Genomic DNA, 23,397 nt, shown 5'->3' with positions numbered 1-23,397 from the left:
ATGGAGCAAAAAATGTCACTTATTATTTAGAAGAGAAGAAAAGGATCAGCGTGCGGTGGAGGAGCAAACACGTGACGCCTTTGGAATGTCTTTCGTCCGTCAGTTTATCTTTTATTACATCGTTAACTCGTTTTGCCGTACTCCAATACTGTCTGCAACTCGTTGCCTTGTACTAAAAGTAAACTGAAGGACTATTATCTGAGTGCGACGGGGCATCTGGTCCTGCATCAATTACGCGGGCAAGACCATGTGATAAAAGACCTCAATCTTGTGGCGGAAGCCGACGGTCAGCTGGTAGGGCATATCCTCTATGTCGCGTCGGAGATCACGGTAGACGGCACTCGCCTGCCTAGTCTGACCTTTGGTCCCTTTAGCATCTCGCCAGACCAGCAAGGCCGCGGTTACGGTCAGGCACTTTTGGAGCATTCGCTGGCTTTGGCGGAAAATAGCGGAGCGGCTTTGGTGGCCATTACAGGCTTTCCTGATTACTACAGTCGATTTGGTTTTGTTAAGAGGAAGGAGGTCGGCATTCGCTATCAAGCGGACCCAGAAGCTGATTATTTCTTGGTCAAGTTGTTCCAACCAGAAGCCTTGGATGGCCGAGACTGGTGGTTTACAGATTCGCTGGGCTACACGGTGGATGAATTGGTCTTGGAAGAATTTGATAAGACCTTTCCTTATAAGGAGAAGCTGGTCTTGCCTGGACAACTAGATCAGTAGGTGAGTAAATTTTAGAAGAATGGAAAGAAGTCCATTCTTTTATTTTGAAATCGTTGACAAACAATCAATTGAATGTTAGAATGTGCTTGAGAGAAAAATCACAAAGGAGGTCGTGATGACTAAGAAATATATAGTTGTAGGTGGTGTTGCAGGCGGTGCCTCTGTAGCAGCTCGTCTTCGTAGAATTGATGAAAGAAGCCAGATTCAGATTTACGATAAGGGTTACGATATTTCCTTTTCTAACTGTTGCTTGCCAAACTATTTCAGCGGAGAAGTCGAAAATGTAGAGGATTTAGTTTTTTATGATACTGAGAGTTTTAAGAAAACCTATAATCTGGATGCCAAAGTTCGTCATGAAGTGATAGAGATTCTTGCAGATGAACATAAGGTTACTGTAAAAAATCTTGAGACTGGCGAAGAGTTTCAAGATTGGTATGATGCTCTCATTTTGTCACCTGGGGCAAGGGCAATTCGTCCCTCTAGTATAAAAGGTATCGATGCTCCTCATGTTTTCGCATTGAAGAATGTGTCAGATGTTCGCAACATTGATCAGCATTTAAAGCATTCAAAAGCAGAGCAAATCGTTGTGATTGGTGGCGGATTTATTGGTGTCGAGGCAGCAGAATGTTTGCGCCATTCTGGCAAAGAGGTAAGCCTTGTTGAAGCCAGTTCTCAAATCATGACTCCGTTTGATGATGATATGGTTCAGATGCTGCACAAGGAACTCTTTGACAATGGTGTGCAACTAATCTTAGAGGATAGTGTTGTCGAGATTACAGAGAAGGAAGTTGTGTTACTGAGTGGTAAACGATTGCCCGCTCAAGCAGTTATAGTAGCTATTGGTGTCAGCCCAGATGTTGATTTTGCAGTCAAGTCAGGCATAAAATTAGGGGAGACAGGGGCGATTGAAGTAGACTACCGCTACCAAACAAACTTACCAGATGTTTATGCTGTGGGTGATGCTATTGAAGTTGTGCATCAGATTACAGGTCAGAAAACCAGACTACCCCTGGCTGGTCCTGCCCAAAAACAAGCTCGAAACGTGGCAGATGCGATTTCAGGCAAACAAAATCGCAATCGAGGCGTGATTGGTTCTTCTTGCATCCGGGTCTTTGGTCTGAATGCGGCTAGTACAGGGCTAAATGAAAAAGACTGCCAAAAGGCTGGTATCGATTATCGTGTTGCCTTGGTTATCCCAAACGACCGTGTTGGGTTGATGCCAGATGCAGCACCCATGCACTTTAAATTACTTTATCAGTATCCGACCGGAAAAATAGTAGGTGCCCAGGCGATCAGCAAGGGCAGTCCTGTTAAGAACATCAATGTCATTGCGACCGTGATTAGTTTCGGGGGCTACCTGGAAGACTTGAAAGATTTGGAATTGTGCTATGCTCCTGCTTTTTCAACTGCAAAAGATGTGGTGAACTTTGCTGGAATTGTCGGCCTCAACTATCTCAATGGGGACTATCAGCAAGTACCCGTAACAAGTGTTCGTCAGTTGGTAGATGAAGGTGCGTTTATTCTTGATGTTCGTGGGAAGGAAGCCTTTGACAAATCTCATATTATCGGTGCAGTAAACATTCCGCTCGATGAAATTCGACAACGCTTAGGGGAGATTCCGAAAGATAGAACGGTTTACATTCATTGTCGGACCTCTTGGAATAGCTATTATGCTATCCGCGCCTTGAAAGGGTACGGCTTTGACAATATTATCAATATCCAAGGTTCCTTCCTTGCCTTGAGTTATTACGAATATTTCAAGGATAAAACGACCGATAGAAGATCGATCGTGACGGGGTATAACTTTGACTAGTGGCAGACAGACCTTATCAAAATTAGATGTTATTTCCTTAGTAATTGGGTCGGTTATTGGCTGGGGTGCCTTCTATCTGCCGGGGAATAAATTTCTGCCTGAAGCAGGAGTTCTTAACACGGCAGTTGCATTTTTGCTTGGAGCTGTACTGATTTATTTTATTCAGATGGGCTACCATGTCATGATTGAACACCATCATGAACGTGGTGGGGAGTTTTCCTATGTATTCGTACATTTAGGAAGAGGTCATGGTTTTCTAGTAGGCTGGGCCTTGACATTTTGCTATCTCACCTTGATTCCCTTGAATGCTACTGCGGTGGTACTGGTTTTGAAACAACTTTTCGGAGGCATTTCTTTTGGGTATCTTTATACTGCGGCCTCCTATCCAGTCTATATCACGGATGTACTGATTTCAACAGTAGTAATCCTGGTATTTTATTGGGTCAATCTGCAGGGAGTCTCTCTCTCCATGCGTTTGCAAAAGATATTGATCATAAGTCTGGTAGTCATTGTAGTGGTGAGTTGTATCTATATGCTCGTTTCTGGAAATCGTGTTCAGTTTACGGCTAGTTATTTAGAGCAGTCTCAGATTGATGGCGTTGCGATTTTGAAGGTGTTGGCCATTATTCCCTTTCTTTTTGTTGGATTTGATATTGTGCCGCAGGTCTTGACTGATCTTGGTTTCCCTTTCCGTTTCGCAACAAGAATGACGATTCTAGCAACTATAATTGGGATGCTCATTTACAATATGTTGAATGTGATAACAGCCTTAGCCTATTCTCCAACTCAGGCTAGTCAACTTGATTGGGCTTTGGGGAGTGCCATTTCAGAACATGCAGGCTGGGTTGGTTTTGTTGGTCTATGCCTTGCTCTTTTTGCCGCAGTAGTTGGTGGAATCAACGGCTTTTTAGTTGGAAGTAGCCGAGTATTAGCTTCTCTAGCGACGCATAGATTACTTCCTGCTTATTTTGCTGAGGAGAATCAATATGAGATACCAGTAAATGCTTTACGGTTTGTAACGGTTGTGAGTATTCTGATGCCGTTCTTGGGGAGAAGTGTTATTTCTTATATCGTTGATTTGTCCAGTTTGATGGCGGCGGTGACCTACGCTTATGTTTGTTATGTGAGCAGTCGGCTGACAGAAAGACGGATCATGAAGTATCAAAGTTTGCTGGGAATGTTAGTGGGGATTGTGTTTGTACTGTTGCTCGTTTTCCCAAATTCACCGAGTCAGTTGTCTCTCTATTCATTCGGAATTTTGGGCATTTGGGTCGGTTTAGGATTTCTTTATTTTCATTTTGCAAAGAATAAACAAAATAAAAAGGAGTTTTTATGAAACATGTAGAACGTTATAGCGGTTTTCTATTAGGAGCGGCTATTCTGATTTTGGGTCCAAAATTATTGTCATCGGAGATGCTGTTCTTTCGGCTGGTGATGGGGGTAGCTTTAGGTTACACGCTCAGTCGAGGGTATACAGGATTTGCAGGTAGTGTCAATCGTGCCTATCGAACGGGTTCAACACGCTTGATGCGGACTATGATGATGATGTTCTTTATTACAACTTTATTGAGTACCGCTTTTCTATTTAATGCAGATGCGGCATCTTACGATTTGTGGGTGAATCCCATCAACCTTGGTCTTCTTTTAGGAGGAATCTTGTTTGGATTTGGGATGACCTTCTCCTCTTGTTGTGCTTCAGGCGTATTGACTGATTTGGTGACAGCCTTGCCTCGTGGATTGATTACATTGGTCTTTTTCTGCTTTGGCGTATTTATTGGATTTCCTGTTCAGAATTCAGCTAGTTGGATTACACAATCTTGGTTTACAAGTGAAGTGGGTTCTAAACTATATGGAGGGGTCTATCTACCAGATATGTTCAAATTTGATGGCCTGGGTGGATATCTGGGAGCATTGATGTGTACCGGCCTCCTCTGTGGAATTGTCATTTGGCTTTCTTATCGTTATGAAAATAAACGCAAGCAAGCCGGCACCTATACTGGTCACTTTGGCGAGAAAATTCAAGATATGGAAGTGGCAGAGTCTTTGGAAAATCCAGCGGATGAGGCAGGCTGGTATGATCGCTTGTTTGTAAAGGCATGGTCTTTGCGTAAAGCTGCGGTTATTCTTGCCATTCTCTTCACTCTCTTAATGGGAGTGACAAAAGCAGGTTGGGGTGCAAGTACTCCCTACGGTTTATGGTTTGGTCAATTCTTGATGCTGTTTGGTATAGATGCAAGTAGTTTGGCGGAGTTTACCCTGATGCCAGAGGGGGCATTTTCAACACCATTCTTTGAACATCCAATTAGCACACAAAACTTTGGAATCATGTTAGGGACAATTTTCTTCTTGTTGACCTCAGGTACCTTTACCAAAGTAGCCAAATCAGAGTTGAAAATTACTCCAAAACAGGCTTTCTTCTTTGCAGTAGGAGGATTGCTGATGGGATTTGGAACGCGGTTGTCTAATGGCTGTAATGTAGGGGCTCTCTTTACTCCGATTGCGAATTATTCTCTGTCGGGATGGATTTTCTTAGTTGTTCTGGTTGCGGGTGGAGTGCTAGGTAATACGGTAGCCAAGAAATTAGAACTCTAATTCCTATAGTATTAAGGAAAAATACTTTGTTAGTTCTGACTAGCAGAGTATTTTTACTATATGCTATAATGGAAACAGTAAGTTTAGCAAGGAGTCATCATGAGTCAAGATCGTGACTATATGGATCAAGTATTTTTAGAATATGTTCGGATCGCCAAAGCCCTTTCTAGTGAAAAACGCTTGGAGATACTTCACCGTTTAATTCATGGACCCAAGACGGTAGAACAGCTAACCAGAATGACCGATATGACAACAGCTAATACATCTAGGCATTTGCAAGTTCTGAAGGAAGCATCTCTCGTTTCAATTGAAAGAGACGGAAAATATATTTGGTACAGTATTTCCACCCCGACAGTAGAAAAACTCTTGTCTGATATTCATTCCATTAGTGAAGAACGGTCGCCGATGTTAGGGTGGATTGAAAAGAGTTATATTGAGCAAGATAAAGCAATCCAAACAATTGGTTTAGATGAAGCCAAGGATAAGGTCTTTTCTAGCCAGGCACAACTAGTTGATCTAAGAAGCGTTAGTGAATTTGAGCTGGAGCATGTAGATGGGGCGGTGAATATTCCCTTCAGTCAATTGGAGGAGCATTTAGAGGAATTAAAGCGCGATAAACCAATTATTCTGTATTGTAGGGGATTATTCTGTACCTATGCCAATCGGGCGGCGGCCTTTCTAAATAAGAGAGGTTATCATGCCTATAGTGTAAGTGGGACACATTTTGATTGGAAGCGAACTAGAGAGGAGTAGTTGTAGATGGCAAGGCTTTCATTTTCAGTAGCTCTGCTATCTTTCAAAAAATAAAAAAAGTAAAGTAAAATGGCTTGACGGAGACTAGTAGATTTGATAAAATGGTAGACGGTATTGTTTACCCCATTTGAAAGGCCCCGGAACCTTCCAAATACCCGCGGACCGGAACATCCGCCCAGTAAACAAAAACGATTCGTATAGGAGAAATCATGAACAAAACAACATTTATGGCTAAACCAGGCCAAGTTGAACGTAAATGGTATGTAGTAGACGCTACTGATGTACCTCTTGGACGCCTTTCAGCAGTAGTTGCTAGCGTTCTTCGCGGTAAAAACAAACCAACTTTCACACCGCACACTGATACTGGTGACTTTGTTATCGTTATCAACGCTGAGAAAGTGAAATTGACTGGTAAAAAAGCAACTGATAAGATCTACTACACTCACTCAAACCACCCAGGCGGATTGAAATCAATCTCAGCTGGTGAATTGCGTTCTAAAAACGCTGTTCGTTTGATTGAAAAATCAGTTAAAGGTATGCTTCCACACAACACACTTGGTCGTGCACAAGGCATGAAATTGAAAGTGTTTGTGGGTAGCGAGCACACTCACGCTGCACAACAACCAGAAGTACTTGATATTTCAGGTCTTATCTAAGGGAAAGGACGTAATCTAAATGGCACAAGCACAATACACAGGTACTGGTCGTCGTAAAAACGCGGTTGCACGCGTACGTTTGGTCCCAGGTACTGGTAAAATCACAGTAAACAAAAAAGATGTAGAAGAGTACATCCCACACGCTGACCTTCGTTTGGTTATCAACCAACCATTCGCAGTAACTTCAACACAAGGTTCATACGACGTTTTCGTTAACGTGAACGGTGGTGGTTACGGTGGTCAATCAGGTGCGATCCGTCACGGTATCGCGCGTGCATTGCTTCAAGTAGACCCAGACTTCCGCGATTCATTGAAACGCGCAGGCCTTCTTACACGTGACGCTCGTATGGTTGAACGTAAGAAACCAGGTCTTAAGAAAGCACGTAAAGCTAGCCAGTTCTCTAAACGTTAAGAACCAGCTACAATACTGCAGAACAACACTTCATGGTTCACACCATGGGGTGTTTTTTGATATTTTTTTAGCAAAATTCACACCTAATTCACACCATTACTTTTTAAGATTGCAGAGTAGAAGGATATGAGTAGTAGAGACAAGGTTAGTATGTATTTTTGAATGTGATAAAAACGAGCAGGATCACGCTGCTCGTTTATGTGTATTTGCTACTAATCGTTTTCTCCGGCTTTTAGAATTGCATCGAAAATTAATAAATACTCTTTGCGTTTGTTACTGCTTAGATTTGATAAGTTTGTCTGCAAGGTTTCGAGTAAGGGCTCTGTTGGTTTGTCGATTGCTTGATAGCCATTGAAGAAAGTTGTTGTTGAAATGTTGAAGGCGCTAATTAATTTCTCTAAGGTATTAACCTTGATGTTTGAACGTTCTCCACGTTCAATTTTTGCGATTGAAGACACATCGATATTGGCTGCTTCAGCTAATTGTTCTTGTGTTAATTTAAATTCTTTTCGTAACTTTTGTACCTGTTTTGCAACATATTGATCAAGGGTCATTTCCTGTCCTCCTATCCTCTAAGGATATATGTTTTTAAGGATAGTTAAAAGGTATTAAAAGGACTATAAAAATAGACTTAAGAGGACAGTTTGTGTTATAATAGCTTTAATAAAAATATAGGAGAACAATATGAACAAGAAGATAATCCTTAATAGCTTATTGGTGCCGTTAGTTGCATCAACTGGAGTGGTAGTGCAGGCAGAAGAAGTAGACACAACTAATGTTCCGGAAACAGTTGTGGAGAGTGCTGAGGTTACTACACAAAACACAGAAACTATATCAGTACCTACAAAAGAAGAAGTAGAACAAGCTAAATCCGAATTGGATGCGGCTAATACTGCGGTCGCAACTCAGGAAGCAGTTGTTGAAAAACAGCAACATGCGGTCAATACAGAAGCGGTTGCCGTAACGACAGCCAAAGAAGAATTAACATCAGCGAAGTCAATTGCAGAAAATGCAACTGATGAAAATATCGCTGCTGCATCACAAGCGGTAACTGAAGCTGAAGCCAAAGTGACAGAAACTGAACAAGCTATCGTTAACGCACAAAATGTTGTAAGTGAACAAGAAGCGGCTATTGCTACACAGGAAGCGGTTGTTTCTTCTGCACAAGAAAATGTTACTTCTAAACAAGCAGAGGTAACTTCAGCACAAGCAGTTGTTGATTCTGCCCAAGCTAGTCTTGACGGAACAGGTGCAAGCAAAGTGATTGCAACTCAGGAAACCGCTCAAAACAATGTTACAACCGCTGAAACTGCGGTATCTACTGCACAAGATGAATTGGCTTCTGCCCTTGAAACAGACGCTGCACGTGCAATCTCTATCGCTGAAAAAGAGAGAGCTGTAACATCTGCACAAGTAGCAGCAACCACAGCAGCGGAAACATTGGAAGCTGCTCAATCAACTGCAACGAGTACACAAGCGACCTTGGATTCTGCTACAAGCGCTTTGGCGACTGCTAAAGCTGACTATGATTCAATCAATACGATTTTTGTATCAGATGAATATGTACAAGCACTGAAAAACTATGAACTTGGTCTCAAAGGGCAATATGACCGTGCGGCTGCTATTGCTGAACTCAAATCGCTGAATGCTTCCCTTCGTGCCGCTAATACTTACAAATCGAATACAAATGACAAATTAGTGACTATTTCTGATGTAAACAATCTTTCAGAAGCTACGATTACAGAATTGTCTCTATTTGCTTCAGACCTCATGAACCAGGTTCGTACTAAGTTCGGTACACCTCTTACTGCTGTAACTACAAGCAGTGTAGCCGTTGCTGATATGGTAACAGACATCTATGTTTCAGATAACTACGGATGGACAAGTATTGTCGAAGGAAGTCACAATGACAATGCTCTTGACACAACTGGTGACCGTTTCAATGTTGCAGTTGGTGAAAACTTGAATACCTGGTCTCGCACTACGGCTTCAACGACCTTAGACCACCTCAAATCATTGATTTACCAATCTATGGTGGAGTTCCTGTATAATGGCCGTGAGTGGCTACATGCTCGCTCAATCGCTGGTGTGGATGATGTTGGTGTAACGACTAGCTATATCGGTGTCGATATTTCATCCGTAGCTGGTGCGACAAGTGTACACGTAAATGATGTTGACTCTAATTCGTTGTTTACAGGTAATACCTTCAACACTACAGCCATCGCTAATTCGAATGATAGCGCAACTATCCGTAGCACTTACGAACAGGCCCAATCTGCTTACAATACTGCCTTGGCAACCAATCAAGAAGCACAGAATGCACTTGCTACTGCCAAAGATACAAATACAGCTGCTCAGACAGCCCTTGCAACCGCTCAAGCAGAACTTTCTAAAGTTCTTGCAACTGCAGAGCAAGCACCTGCCGCTCGCATTAAATTGGCGACAGCTCAAGCGACTCTTGCAACAGCGCAAGAAACCCTTCGACTTGCAAACGAAGCCGTGGCTAACTTGAACGCAAGTATTCAAGAGAAACAAGCGACTTTAGCAGCTGCTAAAGCAGTTCTTGCAGAAAAAGAAGCGGCCCTGGCAACCGCAAAATCAGAGTTAGCAACAGAAGTAGCTACTTTGAACAATTTGAAAAATCAAGTTGCTTCATCAAAAGCTACGGTTACTACTCTTGAAAATGACCTGGTAACTGCAAAACAATTACTCGCAACAGCAAAAACTACTCTAGCTAATCTGCAAAATGCACCTGCTTTGTTGGCGGCAGCACAAAGCAAGTATGATCAAGCTAACGCAAGTTTGACAAGCAAAGTAGAAGTTCTTAATAAAGAATTGGCTCTCCTTGCAGATTTGAAAGCGACTCAGGCAATCAGCGAAGAAAACTACACTGCCCTTTTGAATGCTTACAATGCTTACCTTGAAGAAGTAGCTGCTAAAGAACTTAAAGAACGTTTGGACGCAGAATACAAGGCTATCGTTGACAATAATGGAACACCTGTTCCTGTTGTTGATGAAACTGGTAAAGTAGTGGGCTATACAGATTCTAAAAAGTCTGTTGCTCCTAAAGCGCCTGCTGTAACTACCCAGGCAAGCACAAAAGCTTTGACAACTCAAAAAACGTCTCAGCCAACTACCAAGACTTTGCCATCAACTGGTGATGCATTTAGTCTAATGAGTTTGATCGGAGTTGGTTTGTTGGGTCTGGCACCGGTTGCTCGAAAACGAAAGTGATTGATTTCCAGTTGGCTTTAGACTAAATATGGAAAATAAAAAAAGATTGACATTTTGTAGTGTTAATCTTTTTTTGATTTTAAGCTATACTAATTATGATCATTACTATATTTATGCTATTACAATTTAAAAATTCATATGCCTTTTGCTCCAATACAACAGGATGGAATAAAAAATGCTATAATAAAATATAAGAATATGTAGATTTTCTCGGAAGTTGGTTTATATTACTTTGATAGGCTGATATTTGCAAAGGAAGTATCCTCGACAGGAAGGAGTAGATGCTATGTTGGAAAAAATTCAGGAATTATTAGCCCAATTTGGCCTTCCTAAATGATATGGAATCATTTCTATGCACAGAAATAAATTTTATACACTTTTACAAAAATAATCAAATTTTATAATGGAGTGTAGTAGAATATATATTTTAAAGGATATTGTGAATGAGCTTTTGTCCAAATTAGCGATTTTGTCAGAAGAAGAACAGATACTCAAAGTAAAAGCCATTCTTCAATTGTTGAAATGATAAAATAGACTTTGGATTTTCTGTCACCTAAAAAGAAGGTAATGGTATAATAGTTTGTGCTATTATACTCAATACTCATTTAATAGTGAATGGCTATCAGATGAATTAGACAATGAATCCTAGAATAAAGGAAGATAGCTATATTTTCTTTCTCAAAGATGATTAACTAATAGTTCTTCATCTCACAATAATAAGCATGAACAGGAGGAGATTTATTTTATGCCTAGAGAAGGAATAACAATTTATGATTTGTTAATCTCTTGTCCCGGAGATGTTAATAGTTACCTTGGAATATTAAAAGATAGTGTTGAAAATTTTAACAGGGCATTTGGAGCATTAAATAATATTGAAGTAGTGACAAAACATTGGTCTACAGATAGTTATCCAGAATCAGGAAATAGACCACAGGAATTGTTAAACAAACAATTTGTTAGAGGTTGTGATGCAGCAGTTGTAATATTTTGGACCAGATTTGGTACACCAACTGATAAATTTGGTTCTGGAACAGAAGAAGAAATTGAAGAAATGTTATCTGCTGATAAACAAGTTTTTATGTATTTTTTAGATGCACCCGTAAACCCATCAGAAGTCGATATGGGACAATATCAAAAAGTAATTGACTTCAAAGAAAAGTATAAAGATAGGGGAGTGTTTGGGGTAATTAAAGATGAACATGATTTTCAACGTCAATTTTCAAATCACTTAGCAATGTATTTTCTAAGTTTGATATCTGGGACAGTCCAAGAATCAAAGGAAGAATTACAACCGAATTTGATAATAAAGGATTTTGATACCTTTTCAGATAAATTTTTCACACCTAAAAAAAGTCTGCTATTGGAATCAGAGTTTATTTATAAAAAAAAAGAAGAGATTATAAATGAAATTAGATTTCTGGAAAATAGTGTTTTACCTAAAAGAGGTAATGAAGAATTAAGAAATGTTGAGAGTGATTCTGTAGTTGAATCAAATAAGCCTGTTAATCCTGATTTTTCAAGTTTAAATATTGATGTTAAAAGTTTACGGAGCAATATAACTGATGTAGAAATTGATGTTAGTTGGAAAAATACTATAAATGATTTTGCAATAAAAAATAATATAGAATTAGACGATGATTTCTGGAATTTAGGGAATCTGCAGAGTTATGTTGTAAATTTTAATGTACCTTTTGGGAATAAAGGAAAATCTTTTGTAGGTACGGACCTAGAAAAAAATCGTTTCAAATCAATAAAAAATTTATTTACCAAAGTAAAAAAATATATTGAATACTGTGATTACTTTCAATATATTGATGGTATTGAGCAAGTTAGATTTATGATTTCAAATTCAGGAAAGAAATATGATGAAGATATTGATGTTAAATTAAAGGTACCTAAAGGATGTTTGTTAAAGCACCAAGAAATCCCTTTTCCAGGTTTAAATATCATTGAGTATTTAATAGATATAAATTTTACTGATTATGTGTTCTCAATAAAAGAAACTGAAACAGTAAGTGAGTATAGCTATTCTAAAACAGAACATCTAAATTTTAATAATATCCCAAGTCCCAATCCTTTTTTTCAAAAGAGTATATCTGATAAATATGAAGAGAATAAAAATAATTACTTAGATTCATTAGATTCACTGTTTTCATATAAGGTATTTGATAGTTCAGAATTTGATGTTCTAGTCTTACATATTGAGTATTTAAAGCATAATTCTTCAATGGCTTTCCCATCTGTACTGATGTTTAAAAATATTCCAGAAGCAATAACTTATGAAATTACATCAAAATATTTACCTGATGTTGTTCAGGGAAACATAAACTTAGAAAAAAGAGATAGTTAGAAAAAACATTTTTGACCTCTCTATTTTATAAGCTCCGAAACTATTACTGATACCTTTTTGATACCGTATAGAATAATTTATTTGTATATAAGTAAAATATGTTAATAATATGGGTCTAATAAATACTGTTATTATAAGTAGTTGTGTGTAAGTTTGGGTATGAGCCAAAAACTTGTTTACGTTTGGTGAATAAGTAATAAGTTAGTGTTGCTAAGAAAACGCTGATACATGAGTTTCTGAGAATATCCAGTCGGCTCAAGATGTTGTTAATTGCTTGACTGATGAAAAAAATGAGAGGAACTTCAAGATAGAATTGAGTTAGTCAATGCTGCTATCGTAGCTTCTCAAACGCCACCAGTTATAGCTACTCAGCCAGCACCTGAATATCAGGTTCCCCAAGCACCAGCTCAGCTAATTTCACCAAGTGACTTTGAAAGTATAATTGTAGAACAACTAGATGAACCCATGAATAAGGCTAACACTAAGACATAATGATAAAAACCCATCAGAATTTCAAATTTGATGGGTTTTTAAAATTTAGAAATCTGTCTACAAAAATTTTGAGAGGATAATTTTATCATTTAGTTATCTAATATGATATTGATAAAAATGGTTTTGAAACCAATTTATCTAAATGGTGTGAACAATTAGTATTTTTTAGCTCAATTCGTGTATTTTTTGGGTAAAATTCACACCATTCAGATGAAATCAGTTAAAATTTAATGAAATTTTGAGGTTTGAAAAACTGTGAAAACGTTGATATTAAAAGCTTTTGAAATTTATTCAAACAAAAGTTTTTAAAACCAGGTCTTAAGAAAGCTCGTAAAGCTAGCCAGTTCTCTAAACGTTAATCAAAACCATATTATACCAACGATTGCAGCCACTTTTTGGTGCCAGTTGGTGTTAATTATAATGATAAGTCGTTTAAGAGACTTAAAGCATCGGCATCTTGCTGGTGCTTTTTTTCTGACATCAATTCTAGATAATACTGTTGTGTTGTTAAGATACGGAAAACACTCAAAAAAACCACTGAATTAATCAGCCAGTGGGTTTTATTGTTTAATTTAATATTATGAAAAATGAAATTAAGAGTTGAAGGGGGCTCAGCTGTATTTTTAGAAAACTTTATTAATGAATTAATTACGAGATGATAAAGTAATAAAAAATCGTAGTAGATGTATTCCTGTGGGGTATGATATACTTAGTGAGAAAGGACATTACATATGCTTATTATTTCATTAATTGAAAATTTACTGATAGAGGAGCTTGGAAATTATTTTAGAGGTATCTTAGGAAAAATGAGACTAAAGTGGTTTACAAAAAGGCTAAAGAATGAAATTGAATATTCAGTATTAAAACAGTATGGAAATAAAAGCGCTGTTTCAAATCTTTTATTCTCAAGAAATTCTAGTGAAAATATCCCATTATCTAATCACGTTTATGAAGAGATAAGGAATAGTTTAGAGGAGATTTTTGGAAAAACTTAGTAGATTAGTGTTTATAAAAGTGAGTCTAATTTGAGTGAGCATGGTGACTAAAGAAAGTCTAAGTTCAAAAATACTTTGATGCAGAATGAATTGTCAATTTGATTAAAAGTAAGAAGATTTATTGACTAGGTGTTAGATTATGAATGATTATGATTTAAAAGATTTTGTAGGAAAGAATTTTGCAGATGAACTACCGGATGATGATTCTAAAATGATGGTTCATTTTCATACTATGATACTTGAACTTGGATCAATAGTTGCTGCACTTGAAATAATAAAAATTGTAAACAATGAGTGGCATGATAGAGTAGTGCAATCATCTATTAGATATGATATAGTACGAAATGTAACATATGAATCTTTATTTTATAGAGTTGTCTTCGGTATAACTAAAATTTTTGATAGCAGAGAAAAAAATGGTATTTTTAAGATTCTATCTAAGTTGAGACATAGTACCAAAGATAGATCTCTTTTATTAATTTTGAGTACCATTCAAGAGGGTATTGATAAAGAACAAAAAAATATTGACGAAATCAAATTGCTTCGCGATAAACTCTTAGCTCACTTAGATAAAGAGATGGTCTTTTCAACAGAAAGATTAGACATTGCTATTCTATACTATTATTTTGAGGCGATAGAAATTAAGTTCATATATACAGCTTGTATCGAGTTATATAATGCTTTATATGGAGATAATCAGCAACAAGTCGAACTTCCTAAAAGAGAAATAATTTTGAAAAGATTTTTTCTTGAAGACTAACTCGTATTGATTAGGGGCTTTTTTTGTCTTCTTATACCGATAAATTTATAAAATACTTGACCTATCTTTTTGAATTTGATTTATAAATTGTCCCTCTATAAGATAAAGTAGGTCAAATTAGTTTGACCTACTGATGACTAGTCTATTTTATAGTGTCAATTTTATCCAAATCAGAGGACTTTAGTCCATTTTCATGGAAGTTTCATTTTCGTAAATGTTGATATAACGGGATTTATAAGTGTTGAGGATTCTTCGTTTTCAATAGCGAAATTCTCTAAACGTTAAGAACCAGCTACAATACAGCAGAACAACACTTCATGGTTCCCACCATGGGGTGTTTTTTGTGCTCGTTCAAGGTGTTCAGGCTAGCTTGTGTGTCGCTTTTGTTTTGTTTTGTTTCTTGTTTACTGGCGTTCTGTAATTCCTTCTGTGGCTAAATAGACCATTTAGTTGTTGAAGGGAAAATTCATCCTTGTCAGTTAAGCATTTATTTTGTATAATATAGTTACTTTATAAAGAAACTTATCGAGGTGAAGGATGTTTTCAGGGGAGCGTTTGCGAGCGATTCGTTTGGTCAATGAGATGACGCAGGAAAATCTAGGGAAGCTGGTTGGTGTTGGGAAGGTGACGATTTCTAAGTGGGAATCGGAGACGACTGTTCCCAACGCCAAGCATCTGCGGGCTTTGGAAGAGACTTTTTTGGTAGCTAAAGGTTACTTTGAGTCGGATTTTGAGCTCTTGTCTATCTACCATAAGCTGACTAGTGCTCATCAAGGAAAGGTGATGCGTTACTCACGGCGTTTGTTGGAGGAACAGGAACAGTCTGTACAATTTGTGGCCTATCAGGTTCGAACCAATATTTTGCTGTCGGCAGGGCCTGGTGAGACCTTTGAGGATGAGTTCGAAACAGAAACGGTCTATTTTGATAAAGAGATGGACCATGATGTGGCGACTTGGATTAAGGGAAATTCCATGGAGCCTATGTTCCAATCAGGAGAGGTGGCGCTTATCAAGGAGACTGGTTTTGATTATGACGGTGGTATCTATGCCATTGTCTGGTTTGGTCATACCTATATCAAGCGTGTGTATCGGGAGGAGGAAGGTTTCCGTTTGGTGTCCATCAATCCAGACCATCCGGATAAGTTTGCCTTCTATGAAGACCAGCCTAAGATTGTAGGAAAGGTTGTCGGTCATTTTATGCCTTTGGCAGTTTAGGGTGATAAGATGGTGGTAATTGATTATGCCAAGGAGCCAGTTTCAGATATTACCTTTGTCGATATGAAATCCTTCTATGCATCGATCGAATGTGTCGAGCGTGGTCTGAATCCATTGACAACTTCTTTATGTGTTCTTAGTCGAGATGATCACTCAAACGGGCTGATCTTAGCAAGTTCACCTATTTTTAAACAGGTATTTGGTCGTGATAATGTCGGAAGAACGCATGAATTGCCTTTTGACATTCGGACGAGGAAATTTTCCTATCAAAATGCCAAAAGAAATGGTTTACCCATAACTCCGGACTATATCCGTTATGTCGAGTATTGGGCCAAACGTTCTTACATTGTGCCGCCTCGGATGGAATTGTATATCGAAAAAAATATTGCGATTCAAAAAATTTTTGAGGACTTCGCCAGCAGAGATGAGATTTTTCCATATTCTATCGATGAAGGCTTTCTTGATTTAACGACCTCCTTGGACTACTTTGTGAAGGATCCAGCTTTATCACGTAAGGTAAAATTGGATCGGGTGGCGGATCGGATCCAGCATGCGATTTGGGCACAAACTGGTGTCTATGCGACAGTTGGGATGAGCAATGCTAATCCTTTGCTGGCAAAACTAGCCTTGGATAATGAAGCTAAGTCCACCAAAACCATGCGGGCAAATTGGTCCTATCAAGATGTGGAAAGCAAGGTTTGGAATATCTCCAAATTAACTGATTTTTGGGGAATTGGGCATCGAACAGAGAAACGCCTGCATCAATTGGGGATTCATTCGGTGAAAGAGCTAGCTATGGCCAATCCAGACCTTCTAAAAAAAGAATTTGGTGTCATGGGGACTCAGATGTGGTTCCATGCTCATGGAGTAGATGAGTCCAATCTCAAACGTCCCTATTATCCAAAGAGCAAGGGGATTGGCAATAGTCAGACACTGGATCGGGATTATACTAACAAGCAGGACTTGGAAATCTTGTTGCGAGGATTTACCAGTCAGGTCGCTAGACGATTACGAAAGAGGAAGAAAAAGACTAAGAGGGTTGGATTGACGCTTGTCTTTTCAAGTCGCGAGAGACGGATGCCTATTATTGTGCAGCGGACCATTGAGCCAACCAGTGATTTCAAACGACTGTCTACTGTTGTGATTGATCTCTTTCGGGAAAAGTACAAGGGTGGACCAGTTCGCCGTGTTGGTATCCGCTTCGATCAATTAGTTGATGAATCTGTAATGGTCTTTGGTTTGTTTGACGATGTTGAGCAGTTGGAGCGAGATGAGCGCCTACAGCAGGCCATAGACAGTATTCAAAACAAGTATGGTTTTACTTCGCTAGTTACAGCAGATGTATTGGATCCGGCTTCAAGAGTCTTTGAGCGAAGCAAGCTAGTAGGGGGGCATTCAGCAGGTGGATTGGAGGGGTTGGAATGATTGATCGGAGTTATCTCCCATATGATTCGGTTAAACACTATCAGGATAGGGGTATGGCTAAATGGATGGGATTCTTCATATCGGAGCATATGACTGCCTTGCAGGAATCATCAGTTGATGTAGAGGAGATGGAGCAATTGCCCTTGGCTCAAAAGCTCTTTCTCCTTAATCAGTTGTTCTTGCAGCAATTGATGGGAAAATTTTTGGTCCAAGAAGGAGGAGAAAGACGGTATCGTATCGGTATGATCACAGACTTGTCTAGGGAAAATCTAGTGCTCAAAGAGGGGGGAGGGCATGTGAGGATTCCGATGGAACAGCTGTTGGCCTTTAGTTTGGAGGAAGAGAGATGAATGTAAGACAAACTCGACAAAATGAATGGCAGTTTGATTATTTTTCGGAAAATTACCATCAGTTTGAAGGAGATTTTTATAAATACTCAGCGCTGGATACTCCCTTGAGTTTTTTGGCGGACGATATCCTGCTGACCATGGCCAGTTCTGGTAAGCCCTATTTTCGTCTTAACAAGGAGTCGGCTAAGGATGGTAGAGACCATTATTTTTTATTTCGGATAAAGATGGTAGACCCGAAGGTGTTTAATCGGACCTTTGTCTATGTAGGGACAACAACTCAGCTAAAGAGTGGGCGTCGGGGCTAGAGGGATGGGAAATATTCGGAAGGATTTTTGTGTGTTTACCTTAACTTTCCGAATGGAATTTGCTATAATTTAGGTAGAATGTAAGTCTAGGAGGCTACTTATGGAAGTCAAAGATGTCATGGAAATTTTGGAAGGAATGAAGCTAGGGATTTTTGCGACGGTTGATGAAGCTGGAAATCCCCATGCACGTCCGATCCATATTACAGCAGCCAATGAAGATGGTATTTTCTTTATGACTGGTTCGGAAACGCATTTCTATCAACAACTGATGGGGGATGAGCGTGTTGCACTAACAGCCCTGTCAGAAGAAGACTACTTGATTCAAGTCATTCGAATCGAGGGGAAAGCTCGTCCGGCTAGTCAAGAACTCTTGGAGAAGGTTTTTGCGGACAATCCTTATGTTCAACATGTTTACAAGGATGAGGAAAGTCGCAAGACCATGCAGATTTTCCAAGTCTATGAGGGAGATGGCTTCTATCATAGTTTGACGCAGGGGCATAAGTATGTCTTTAAAATCAATAATGGGGTAGGTCAAGCTCGAACAATCTAAGCCACTAGCTTCGCATTCATGCTATTCTGTGCTATACTAGAACGAAATAACCGAAAGCAGGAAATGCCATGACCAAATATGCCCTTTTTTCTTACACAACAGGTAATATAGGAGATGAGATTCAATCCGTTGCGACCAGTCGCTTTTTACCACGGATTGACTACTTCATCAATCGTGATTACATGAATGAGTTTCAGGCGGAAACGGATGAAGAAATAAAAATCATCATGAACGGATGGTACTCACATCGGCCGGAAAATTTCCCGCCTAAGCAGTCCTATCTTCACCCGCTCCTGATTTCTATGTATGTAGATGAGGATAGTAAGTCCTTGTTCTCATCTCCTGAAAATCGTGCTTTTTTCACCAAATATGGACCAGTTGGTGCTCGGTCGATCGATACCCAATCTTATTTTGAAGATCTGGGAGTTGAATCCTATCTCTCGCATTGCATGACCTTGACGATTCAATCTGAACCAGGAGTGAAAAAGCAGGACATTGTACTTGCGATTGACCTGCCAAATGCTGTTTATGATAAGTTGTCAAGAGAATCTGTTTATCCGGTTATTCGGATGAGTGCGGATATCAACCACCAGTACATGAGCCCTTCTCAACGGATGAAAGTAGCTCAGTACTACCTCTACCTCTATCAGTCAGCACGCTTTGTCGTTACCACTCGTTTGCATGGAACCTTGCCATGTTTGGCGCTTGGAACTCCTGTTTTGAATATTCAAGAACAAGGGTTTGAAGAAGGGCGTTTTGCTGGTTTGCGTGAGTTGGCCAACCACATGACGGTTGAGGAGTTTTTGGCAGGAGCTTGTGATGTGAACCAGCCTTTGCCAAATCCGCAAAAGCATCTGGATATTCGGAAGGAACTAGAGGAACGCTGCCAAGCTTTCACAGGTTTTAAGAGCGAAGCTGGATACCTCAATGGGCAGGAAGTTACAGATTTCTTGATGGATCCAGAGTTGGTTCAAGCCATAGTGACGGGACTGTGGTCAGCTTACCAGTATTATGGAATCTATCGTTAAAAAAGGGGGAAATCCCCTTTTTGTTTACAGAAAAATGACCAACTATTTTTGCATTTCTAGTCTAGGCATGCTATGATAAAGGTAATATATAAGAGGGAATGAGGCATTTAAGTGGAAAAAGTGAGTGTAATTGTACCTGTTTACAATGGGGAAAAACATCTTCGTCAATGTGTCGAAAGTATTATGGCACAGGATTATAAAAATCTAGAGATTTTATTAATCAATGATGGTTCGACAGACGGGTCAGCTCTCTTGTGCGAGCAGTTACGTCAGCAAGATCGACGGGTTAGAGTGGTTCACAAGGTGAAGAACGAAGGTCTAGGCGCGGCCCGTAATACATCACTTGAGGTGGCGACAGGGGACTATATTGTATTTGTGGATGCAGATGATTGGATTGATCCTAATCATGTTTCTGATTTGCATGAACTACTTACTCGTACAGGAAGTGATGTAGCCATTTCCAACTTTACTCAGTATTACGAGGAAACTGGGCAGTTCAATTTACACATTGGGGCAGATGATTATTACGAGGCTGTTTATAGCCCAGAAGAGTGGTTTGCTTTCCAATATGGTGTTGGCCACAATATTTCCCTCTGTTTCACAGTACCTTGGAGCAAAATGTATAAAAAGTCTCTGTTTGAATACATCCTCTATCCGACAGATGGTTTTGGGGAGGACGACCGGACAACTTGGAAAACATACTTGGCGGCGAATCGAATCGCCTATATGCATCGTTCTAGTCTGATTTATCGTGTCAATGCGGGGTCGATGACCCAGACAGCCGATCAGGCGACAATCTTTTCAACGGAGCCAGTAGCAGAACGCATTGAGGTACTAGGTTTGCTTGGTTTTGATTTGTCACGGGAAATTGCCGCCTACAAATGGCGTTCGCAGATAAATCGGGATAGCAAACTGCGTAATGGAGATGTAGTAGCTTATAAGAACCTGGAATTCCGCAAGCGGATGATAGATAAATACGGAAACAATTAAATGAGAGTCTATATTACAAATTTAAACGGTCAAGCAGCATCTTCAACGGCGCAGCTTGGACAAAATATGGTGACAGATATTGCGATTGAGCTTGGCTATCGTGAACTGGGGATCTATGCTTATAATATGGAGGCAGATAGTCCGTCTGAACTCAGTAAACGTTTGGATGGGATTGTGGCTGGCTTGCGGCATGGGGATGTTGTCATCTTCCAAACGCCGACTTGGAATACAACGAATTTTGATGAGCGCTTGATGGCAAAGTTGAAGGCTTATCAAATCAAAATTGTGATTTTTATCCACGATGTTGTTCCTTTAATGTTTGCGGGAAATTACTACTTGATGGACCGGACCATTGCCTACTATAATCTAGCAGATGTCATTGTGGCTCCGAGTCAAAAGATGATTGATGTCTTGCGTGAACATGGCTTGACTGTGAAAAAGACACTGGTTCAGGGGATGTGGGATCATCCGACCAATGCTCCGCAATTACCAGCCTACTACAAGCCCTTGATTCACTTTCCGGGCTCACCAGAGCGTTTTAGTTTCATAAAAAGTTGGGATTATCCTGTTCAGGTTCATCTTTATTGTCGCCAAGAGGTGGAGTTGCCAACCATGGTAAAACGCCTGCCTTATCGCCCAGATGAACAGCTCTTGTTAGAGATGTCGCAAGGCGGATTTGGCTTGGTCTGGATGGATGATCATGACAAGGGGTATCAAACCCTCTATTGTCCGTATAAATTAGGTGCTTTTGTAGCAGCGGGCATCCCTGTGATTGTTCAGAGAGGAATTGCCAATCAGGAAATCATCGAGGCGAATGGACTTGGTTTGGTTGTGGACAGTCTGGATGAAGCGGTTGAAAAAATTCAAGCTATGACGCCAGCTGACTATCAGGGATTTGTGGCTAGAGTAAGGGCCTTTAATCCTTTGGTTCGACAAGGGTATTTTACGAAAAAATTATTGGTCAATGCTGTCTTTAGTGCCATATGTGATGGGGGAGAAGGATGAGAAAATTAGAAGAAATTCGTGTTTTGCCGATTTTGGATAGCCTTGCTTATATCAAGGAATACCAGTCCTCTGTTGTGCGATTTGGAGATGGAGAAATTGATGTGATTCAGGGGTCTAGCATCCCCTATCAACCATATGATTCAGCATTAGCGGCAGCCTTAAAAGCTATTTTGACCATTCCAAGTTCTCCGGAATTAGTGGTTTGTTTGCCAGATGTCTTTCAAGGATTGGAACGGTATAACTCAAATGCTCAACAATTTTGGAAGAGTCATTTTGAGCGCTATGGTCAATTTTATGCCCATGAGTGTCAATCTGACTGGTACGGTTCAACCTTTATCTCGCGTCCCTATATCGACTTGGTGGATAAGGAACCTGCGTCAGCCTATTTTGCGGCCATTAAGGACTTATGGCAGGGGCGAGATATTTTGATTGTCGAAGGTGAAACCAGTCGATCGGGGGTTGGAAACGACCTGTTTGCTGGAGCAGATTCTGTTTCTCGTATCGTTTGTCCATCAAAGAATGCTTTTGCTAAATACGATGACATTTTAGAAGCGATTCTAGAGCATGCAGATGATAAGTTGGTCCTTCTGATGTTGGGGCCGACAGCCAAGGTCTTGGCAGTTGATTTGATGCAGAGGGGTTATCAGGCTATTGACTTGGGACACATCGATTCTGAGTATGAATGGTTTCAGATGAAGGCGACATCCAAGGTGAAACTTGACCACAAGCACACTGCTGAGCATAATTTTGATACAGATATTCAGTTTACAGAAGATGCGGACTACCTTCACTCCGTAAAGGCTTGGGTGGGTGTTGTACCGCAAACTCTACAGGAGGTTTCGGTGAAAGAAGAACACGAGGTGCAAGCAGTACCTGCTTTGATTAGTATTATTGTCCCTGTTTATAATGTAAAGCCTTACTTAAACCGCTGCATTGATTCTTTATTGAAACAGACTTATCCTCATTTTGAATTGATATTAATTAACGATGGCTCGACAGATGGGAGCGCCTTTGTTTTGGAAGAATATGCCAAAAAAGATGAACGTATCCGTGTCATTCACCAGGAAAACGCAGGGGTGTCTGCGGCACGCAATAAGGGGATTGACAGTGCGAAGGGAGAATACATTACCTTTGTCGATTCAGATGATTTTGTAGAAGATTACTATCTCCAGCATCTATATGACGGAGCGAGAGAGTCAGGATCGGATATTGCTGCCACTAATTTCACCTCTTTCAATGAGGAACGGCAGTCTTTCCTTTTTTACCATCATGAAGGAAACTATTTCCAGACGGTTTATTCCATCCAAGACTGGTTGGACTTAGAGGGAAACATGAAAAACAATATGCACCTTGCTTTCACCTTCTCTCCGTTGAAATTATTTAAAAGGTCCTTATTTGGGGATATCCGCTACCCAACAGGTCGTCTCAGAGAAGACGATGCAACGATCTATAAATTGTATTTGAAAGCCAATCAGATTCATTTCACCAATGAAGGTCCCTATTACTACTCACAACGGCCGGAAGGACTGTCTCGGTCTGTCATGTTGCAGGATATCACGACCATGATCAGTAACGCGGAAGAACGGATTGCGTTATTGGTGGCCTTAGGCTATAATCCGGCAGCCCAGATAGATTCCTATGTAGCTCGCTTGAAAAAATGTCAAGCAGATGCCCTCTATGCAGGTCAGATTGAGCTCTATCGGGCTATTAGTGCTAAGTTAGATTTGACGAATCGATTTAGAAAGTAGAAAT

21 protein-coding genes and 1 pseudogene are annotated in these 23,397 nt (G+C 39.9%); 20 read left to right on the top strand and 2 right to left on the bottom strand.

Going from position 1 to position 23,397, the window contains the following annotated elements:
* Positions 1-162 precede the first annotated feature (162 nt).
* The 7 genes from JNG37_RS08660 to rpsI all read left to right on the top strand — a co-directional run bounded on the left by JNG37_RS08660 (position 163) and on the right by rpsI (position 6,946).
* Entirely contained in the window at positions 163-720 is a 558-nt protein-coding gene (locus JNG37_RS08660; protein WP_187321637.1) for a GNAT family N-acetyltransferase, read from the top strand.
* A gap of 115 nt (positions 721-835) precedes the next feature.
* The gene (locus JNG37_RS08655; RefSeq protein WP_158457237.1) at positions 836-2,533 is read left to right on the top strand and encodes an FAD-dependent oxidoreductase; all 1,698 of its coding nucleotides are present in this window, start codon (positions 836-838) and stop codon (positions 2,531-2,533) included.
* Positions 2,526-3,869, top strand: coding sequence for an APC family permease (locus JNG37_RS08650; RefSeq protein ID WP_187321638.1), 1,344 nt, complete (start codon positions 2,526-2,528; stop codon positions 3,867-3,869). Before JNG37_RS08655 ends, JNG37_RS08650 begins: the two co-directional genes overlap by 8 nt.
* On the top strand, positions 3,866-5,125 hold the full coding sequence (locus tag JNG37_RS08645; RefSeq protein ID WP_158457241.1) for a YeeE/YedE family protein: 1,260 nt from the start codon (positions 3,866-3,868) through the stop codon (positions 5,123-5,125). The genes JNG37_RS08650 and JNG37_RS08645 overlap by 4 nt, the downstream gene beginning before the upstream one ends.
* 99 nt (positions 5,126-5,224) lie before the next feature.
* Positions 5,225-5,878: an ArsR/SmtB family transcription factor gene (locus JNG37_RS08640; protein ID WP_158457243.1), complete on the top strand. Its 654-nt coding sequence runs from the start codon at positions 5,225-5,227 to the stop codon at positions 5,876-5,878.
* A 209-nt stretch (positions 5,879-6,087) separates the two neighbouring features.
* Positions 6,088-6,534, top strand: coding sequence for a 50S ribosomal protein L13 (gene rplM, locus JNG37_RS08635; RefSeq protein ID WP_024418516.1), 447 nt, complete (start codon positions 6,088-6,090; stop codon positions 6,532-6,534).
* A 19-nt stretch (positions 6,535-6,553) separates the two neighbouring features.
* Complete coding sequence (rpsI, locus tag JNG37_RS08630; protein WP_002942223.1) at positions 6,554-6,946, top strand: 30S ribosomal protein S9; 393 nt, start codon at positions 6,554-6,556, stop codon at positions 6,944-6,946.
* Positions 6,947-7,158: 212 nt separating this feature from the next.
* Here the strand turns inward: rpsI and JNG37_RS08625 are convergent, their stop codons facing one another.
* Positions 7,159-7,500 carry a helix-turn-helix domain-containing protein gene (locus JNG37_RS08625; RefSeq protein WP_158457245.1) on the bottom strand — a complete coding sequence of 114 codons (342 nt, stop codon included), beginning with the start codon at positions 7,498-7,500 and terminating at the stop codon, positions 7,159-7,161.
* Between the two features lie 130 nt (positions 7,501-7,630).
* Between JNG37_RS08625 and JNG37_RS08620 the strand changes: the two genes are divergently transcribed.
* Both JNG37_RS08620 and JNG37_RS08615 read left to right on the top strand, forming a co-directional pair.
* A complete protein-coding gene (locus JNG37_RS08620) occupies positions 7,631-10,180 on the top strand; it encodes an SEC10/PgrA surface exclusion domain-containing protein (protein WP_158457247.1) in 2,550 nt (849 codons plus the stop codon).
* Between the two features lie 745 nt (positions 10,181-10,925).
* The gene (locus JNG37_RS08615; protein ID WP_158457249.1) at positions 10,926-12,530 is read left to right on the top strand and encodes a hypothetical protein; all 1,605 of its coding nucleotides are present in this window, start codon (positions 10,926-10,928) and stop codon (positions 12,528-12,530) included.
* Between the two features lie 907 nt (positions 12,531-13,437).
* On the opposite strand, the pseudogene JNG37_RS08610 reads toward JNG37_RS08615, so the two are convergent.
* Positions 13,438-13,536: pseudogene (locus JNG37_RS08610) on the bottom strand (integrase); the annotation flags it as partial.
* Between the two features lie 217 nt (positions 13,537-13,753).
* On the opposite strand from JNG37_RS08610, the gene JNG37_RS08605 reads away from it, so the two are divergent.
* The 11 genes from JNG37_RS08605 (at position 13,754) to JNG37_RS08555 (ending at position 23,393) form a co-directional block, all read left to right on the top strand.
* Positions 13,754-14,017: a hypothetical protein gene (locus tag JNG37_RS08605; protein WP_158457251.1), complete on the top strand. Its 264-nt coding sequence runs from the start codon at positions 13,754-13,756 to the stop codon at positions 14,015-14,017.
* A 139-nt stretch (positions 14,018-14,156) separates the two neighbouring features.
* Entirely contained in the window at positions 14,157-14,777 is a 621-nt protein-coding gene (locus JNG37_RS08600; protein WP_158457253.1) for an AbiU2 domain-containing protein, read from the top strand.
* 537 nt (positions 14,778-15,314) lie between these two features.
* Positions 15,315-15,992 (top strand): LexA family transcriptional regulator, encoded by a 678-nt coding sequence (locus JNG37_RS08595; protein WP_158457255.1) that lies wholly within the window; start codon positions 15,315-15,317, stop codon positions 15,990-15,992.
* A gap of 9 nt (positions 15,993-16,001) precedes the next feature.
* Complete coding sequence (locus tag JNG37_RS08590) at positions 16,002-17,417, top strand: DinB/UmuC family translesion DNA polymerase (protein WP_158457257.1); 1,416 nt, start codon at positions 16,002-16,004, stop codon at positions 17,415-17,417.
* Positions 17,414-17,767, top strand: a complete 354-nt coding sequence (locus tag JNG37_RS08585; RefSeq protein ID WP_158457259.1) for a hypothetical protein — start codon at positions 17,414-17,416, stop codon at positions 17,765-17,767. Before JNG37_RS08590 ends, JNG37_RS08585 begins: the two co-directional genes overlap by 4 nt.
* Positions 17,764-18,072 carry a DUF5960 family protein gene (locus JNG37_RS08580; protein ID WP_158457261.1) on the top strand — a complete coding sequence of 103 codons (309 nt, stop codon included), beginning with the start codon at positions 17,764-17,766 and terminating at the stop codon, positions 18,070-18,072. Before JNG37_RS08585 ends, JNG37_RS08580 begins: the two co-directional genes overlap by 4 nt.
* A 100-nt stretch (positions 18,073-18,172) precedes the next feature.
* Positions 18,173-18,622 (top strand): pyridoxamine 5'-phosphate oxidase family protein, encoded by a 450-nt coding sequence (locus tag JNG37_RS08575; protein WP_158457263.1) that lies wholly within the window; start codon positions 18,173-18,175, stop codon positions 18,620-18,622.
* Between the two features lie 68 nt (positions 18,623-18,690).
* Positions 18,691-19,650 carry a polysaccharide pyruvyl transferase family protein gene (locus JNG37_RS08570; RefSeq protein WP_158457265.1) on the top strand — a complete coding sequence of 320 codons (960 nt, stop codon included), beginning with the start codon at positions 18,691-18,693 and terminating at the stop codon, positions 19,648-19,650.
* Between the two features lie 111 nt (positions 19,651-19,761).
* On the top strand, positions 19,762-20,640 hold the full coding sequence (locus JNG37_RS08565; protein WP_158457267.1) for a glycosyltransferase family 2 protein: 879 nt from the start codon (positions 19,762-19,764) through the stop codon (positions 20,638-20,640).
* Complete coding sequence (locus JNG37_RS08560; protein ID WP_187321639.1) at positions 20,641-21,645, top strand: sugar transferase; 1,005 nt, start codon at positions 20,641-20,643, stop codon at positions 21,643-21,645.
* Positions 21,642-23,393 (top strand): SP_1767 family glycosyltransferase, encoded by a 1,752-nt coding sequence (locus JNG37_RS08555; protein ID WP_158457269.1) that lies wholly within the window; start codon positions 21,642-21,644, stop codon positions 23,391-23,393. Before JNG37_RS08560 ends, JNG37_RS08555 begins: the two co-directional genes overlap by 4 nt.
* Positions 23,394-23,397 lie beyond the last annotated feature (4 nt).

The sequence above is a fragment of the Streptococcus suis genome, assembly GCF_016775005.1.
Lineage (GTDB): Bacteria > Bacillota > Bacilli > Lactobacillales > Streptococcaceae > Streptococcus > Streptococcus suivaginalis.
This window is presented reverse-complemented; position numbering and strand designations above follow the sequence as displayed.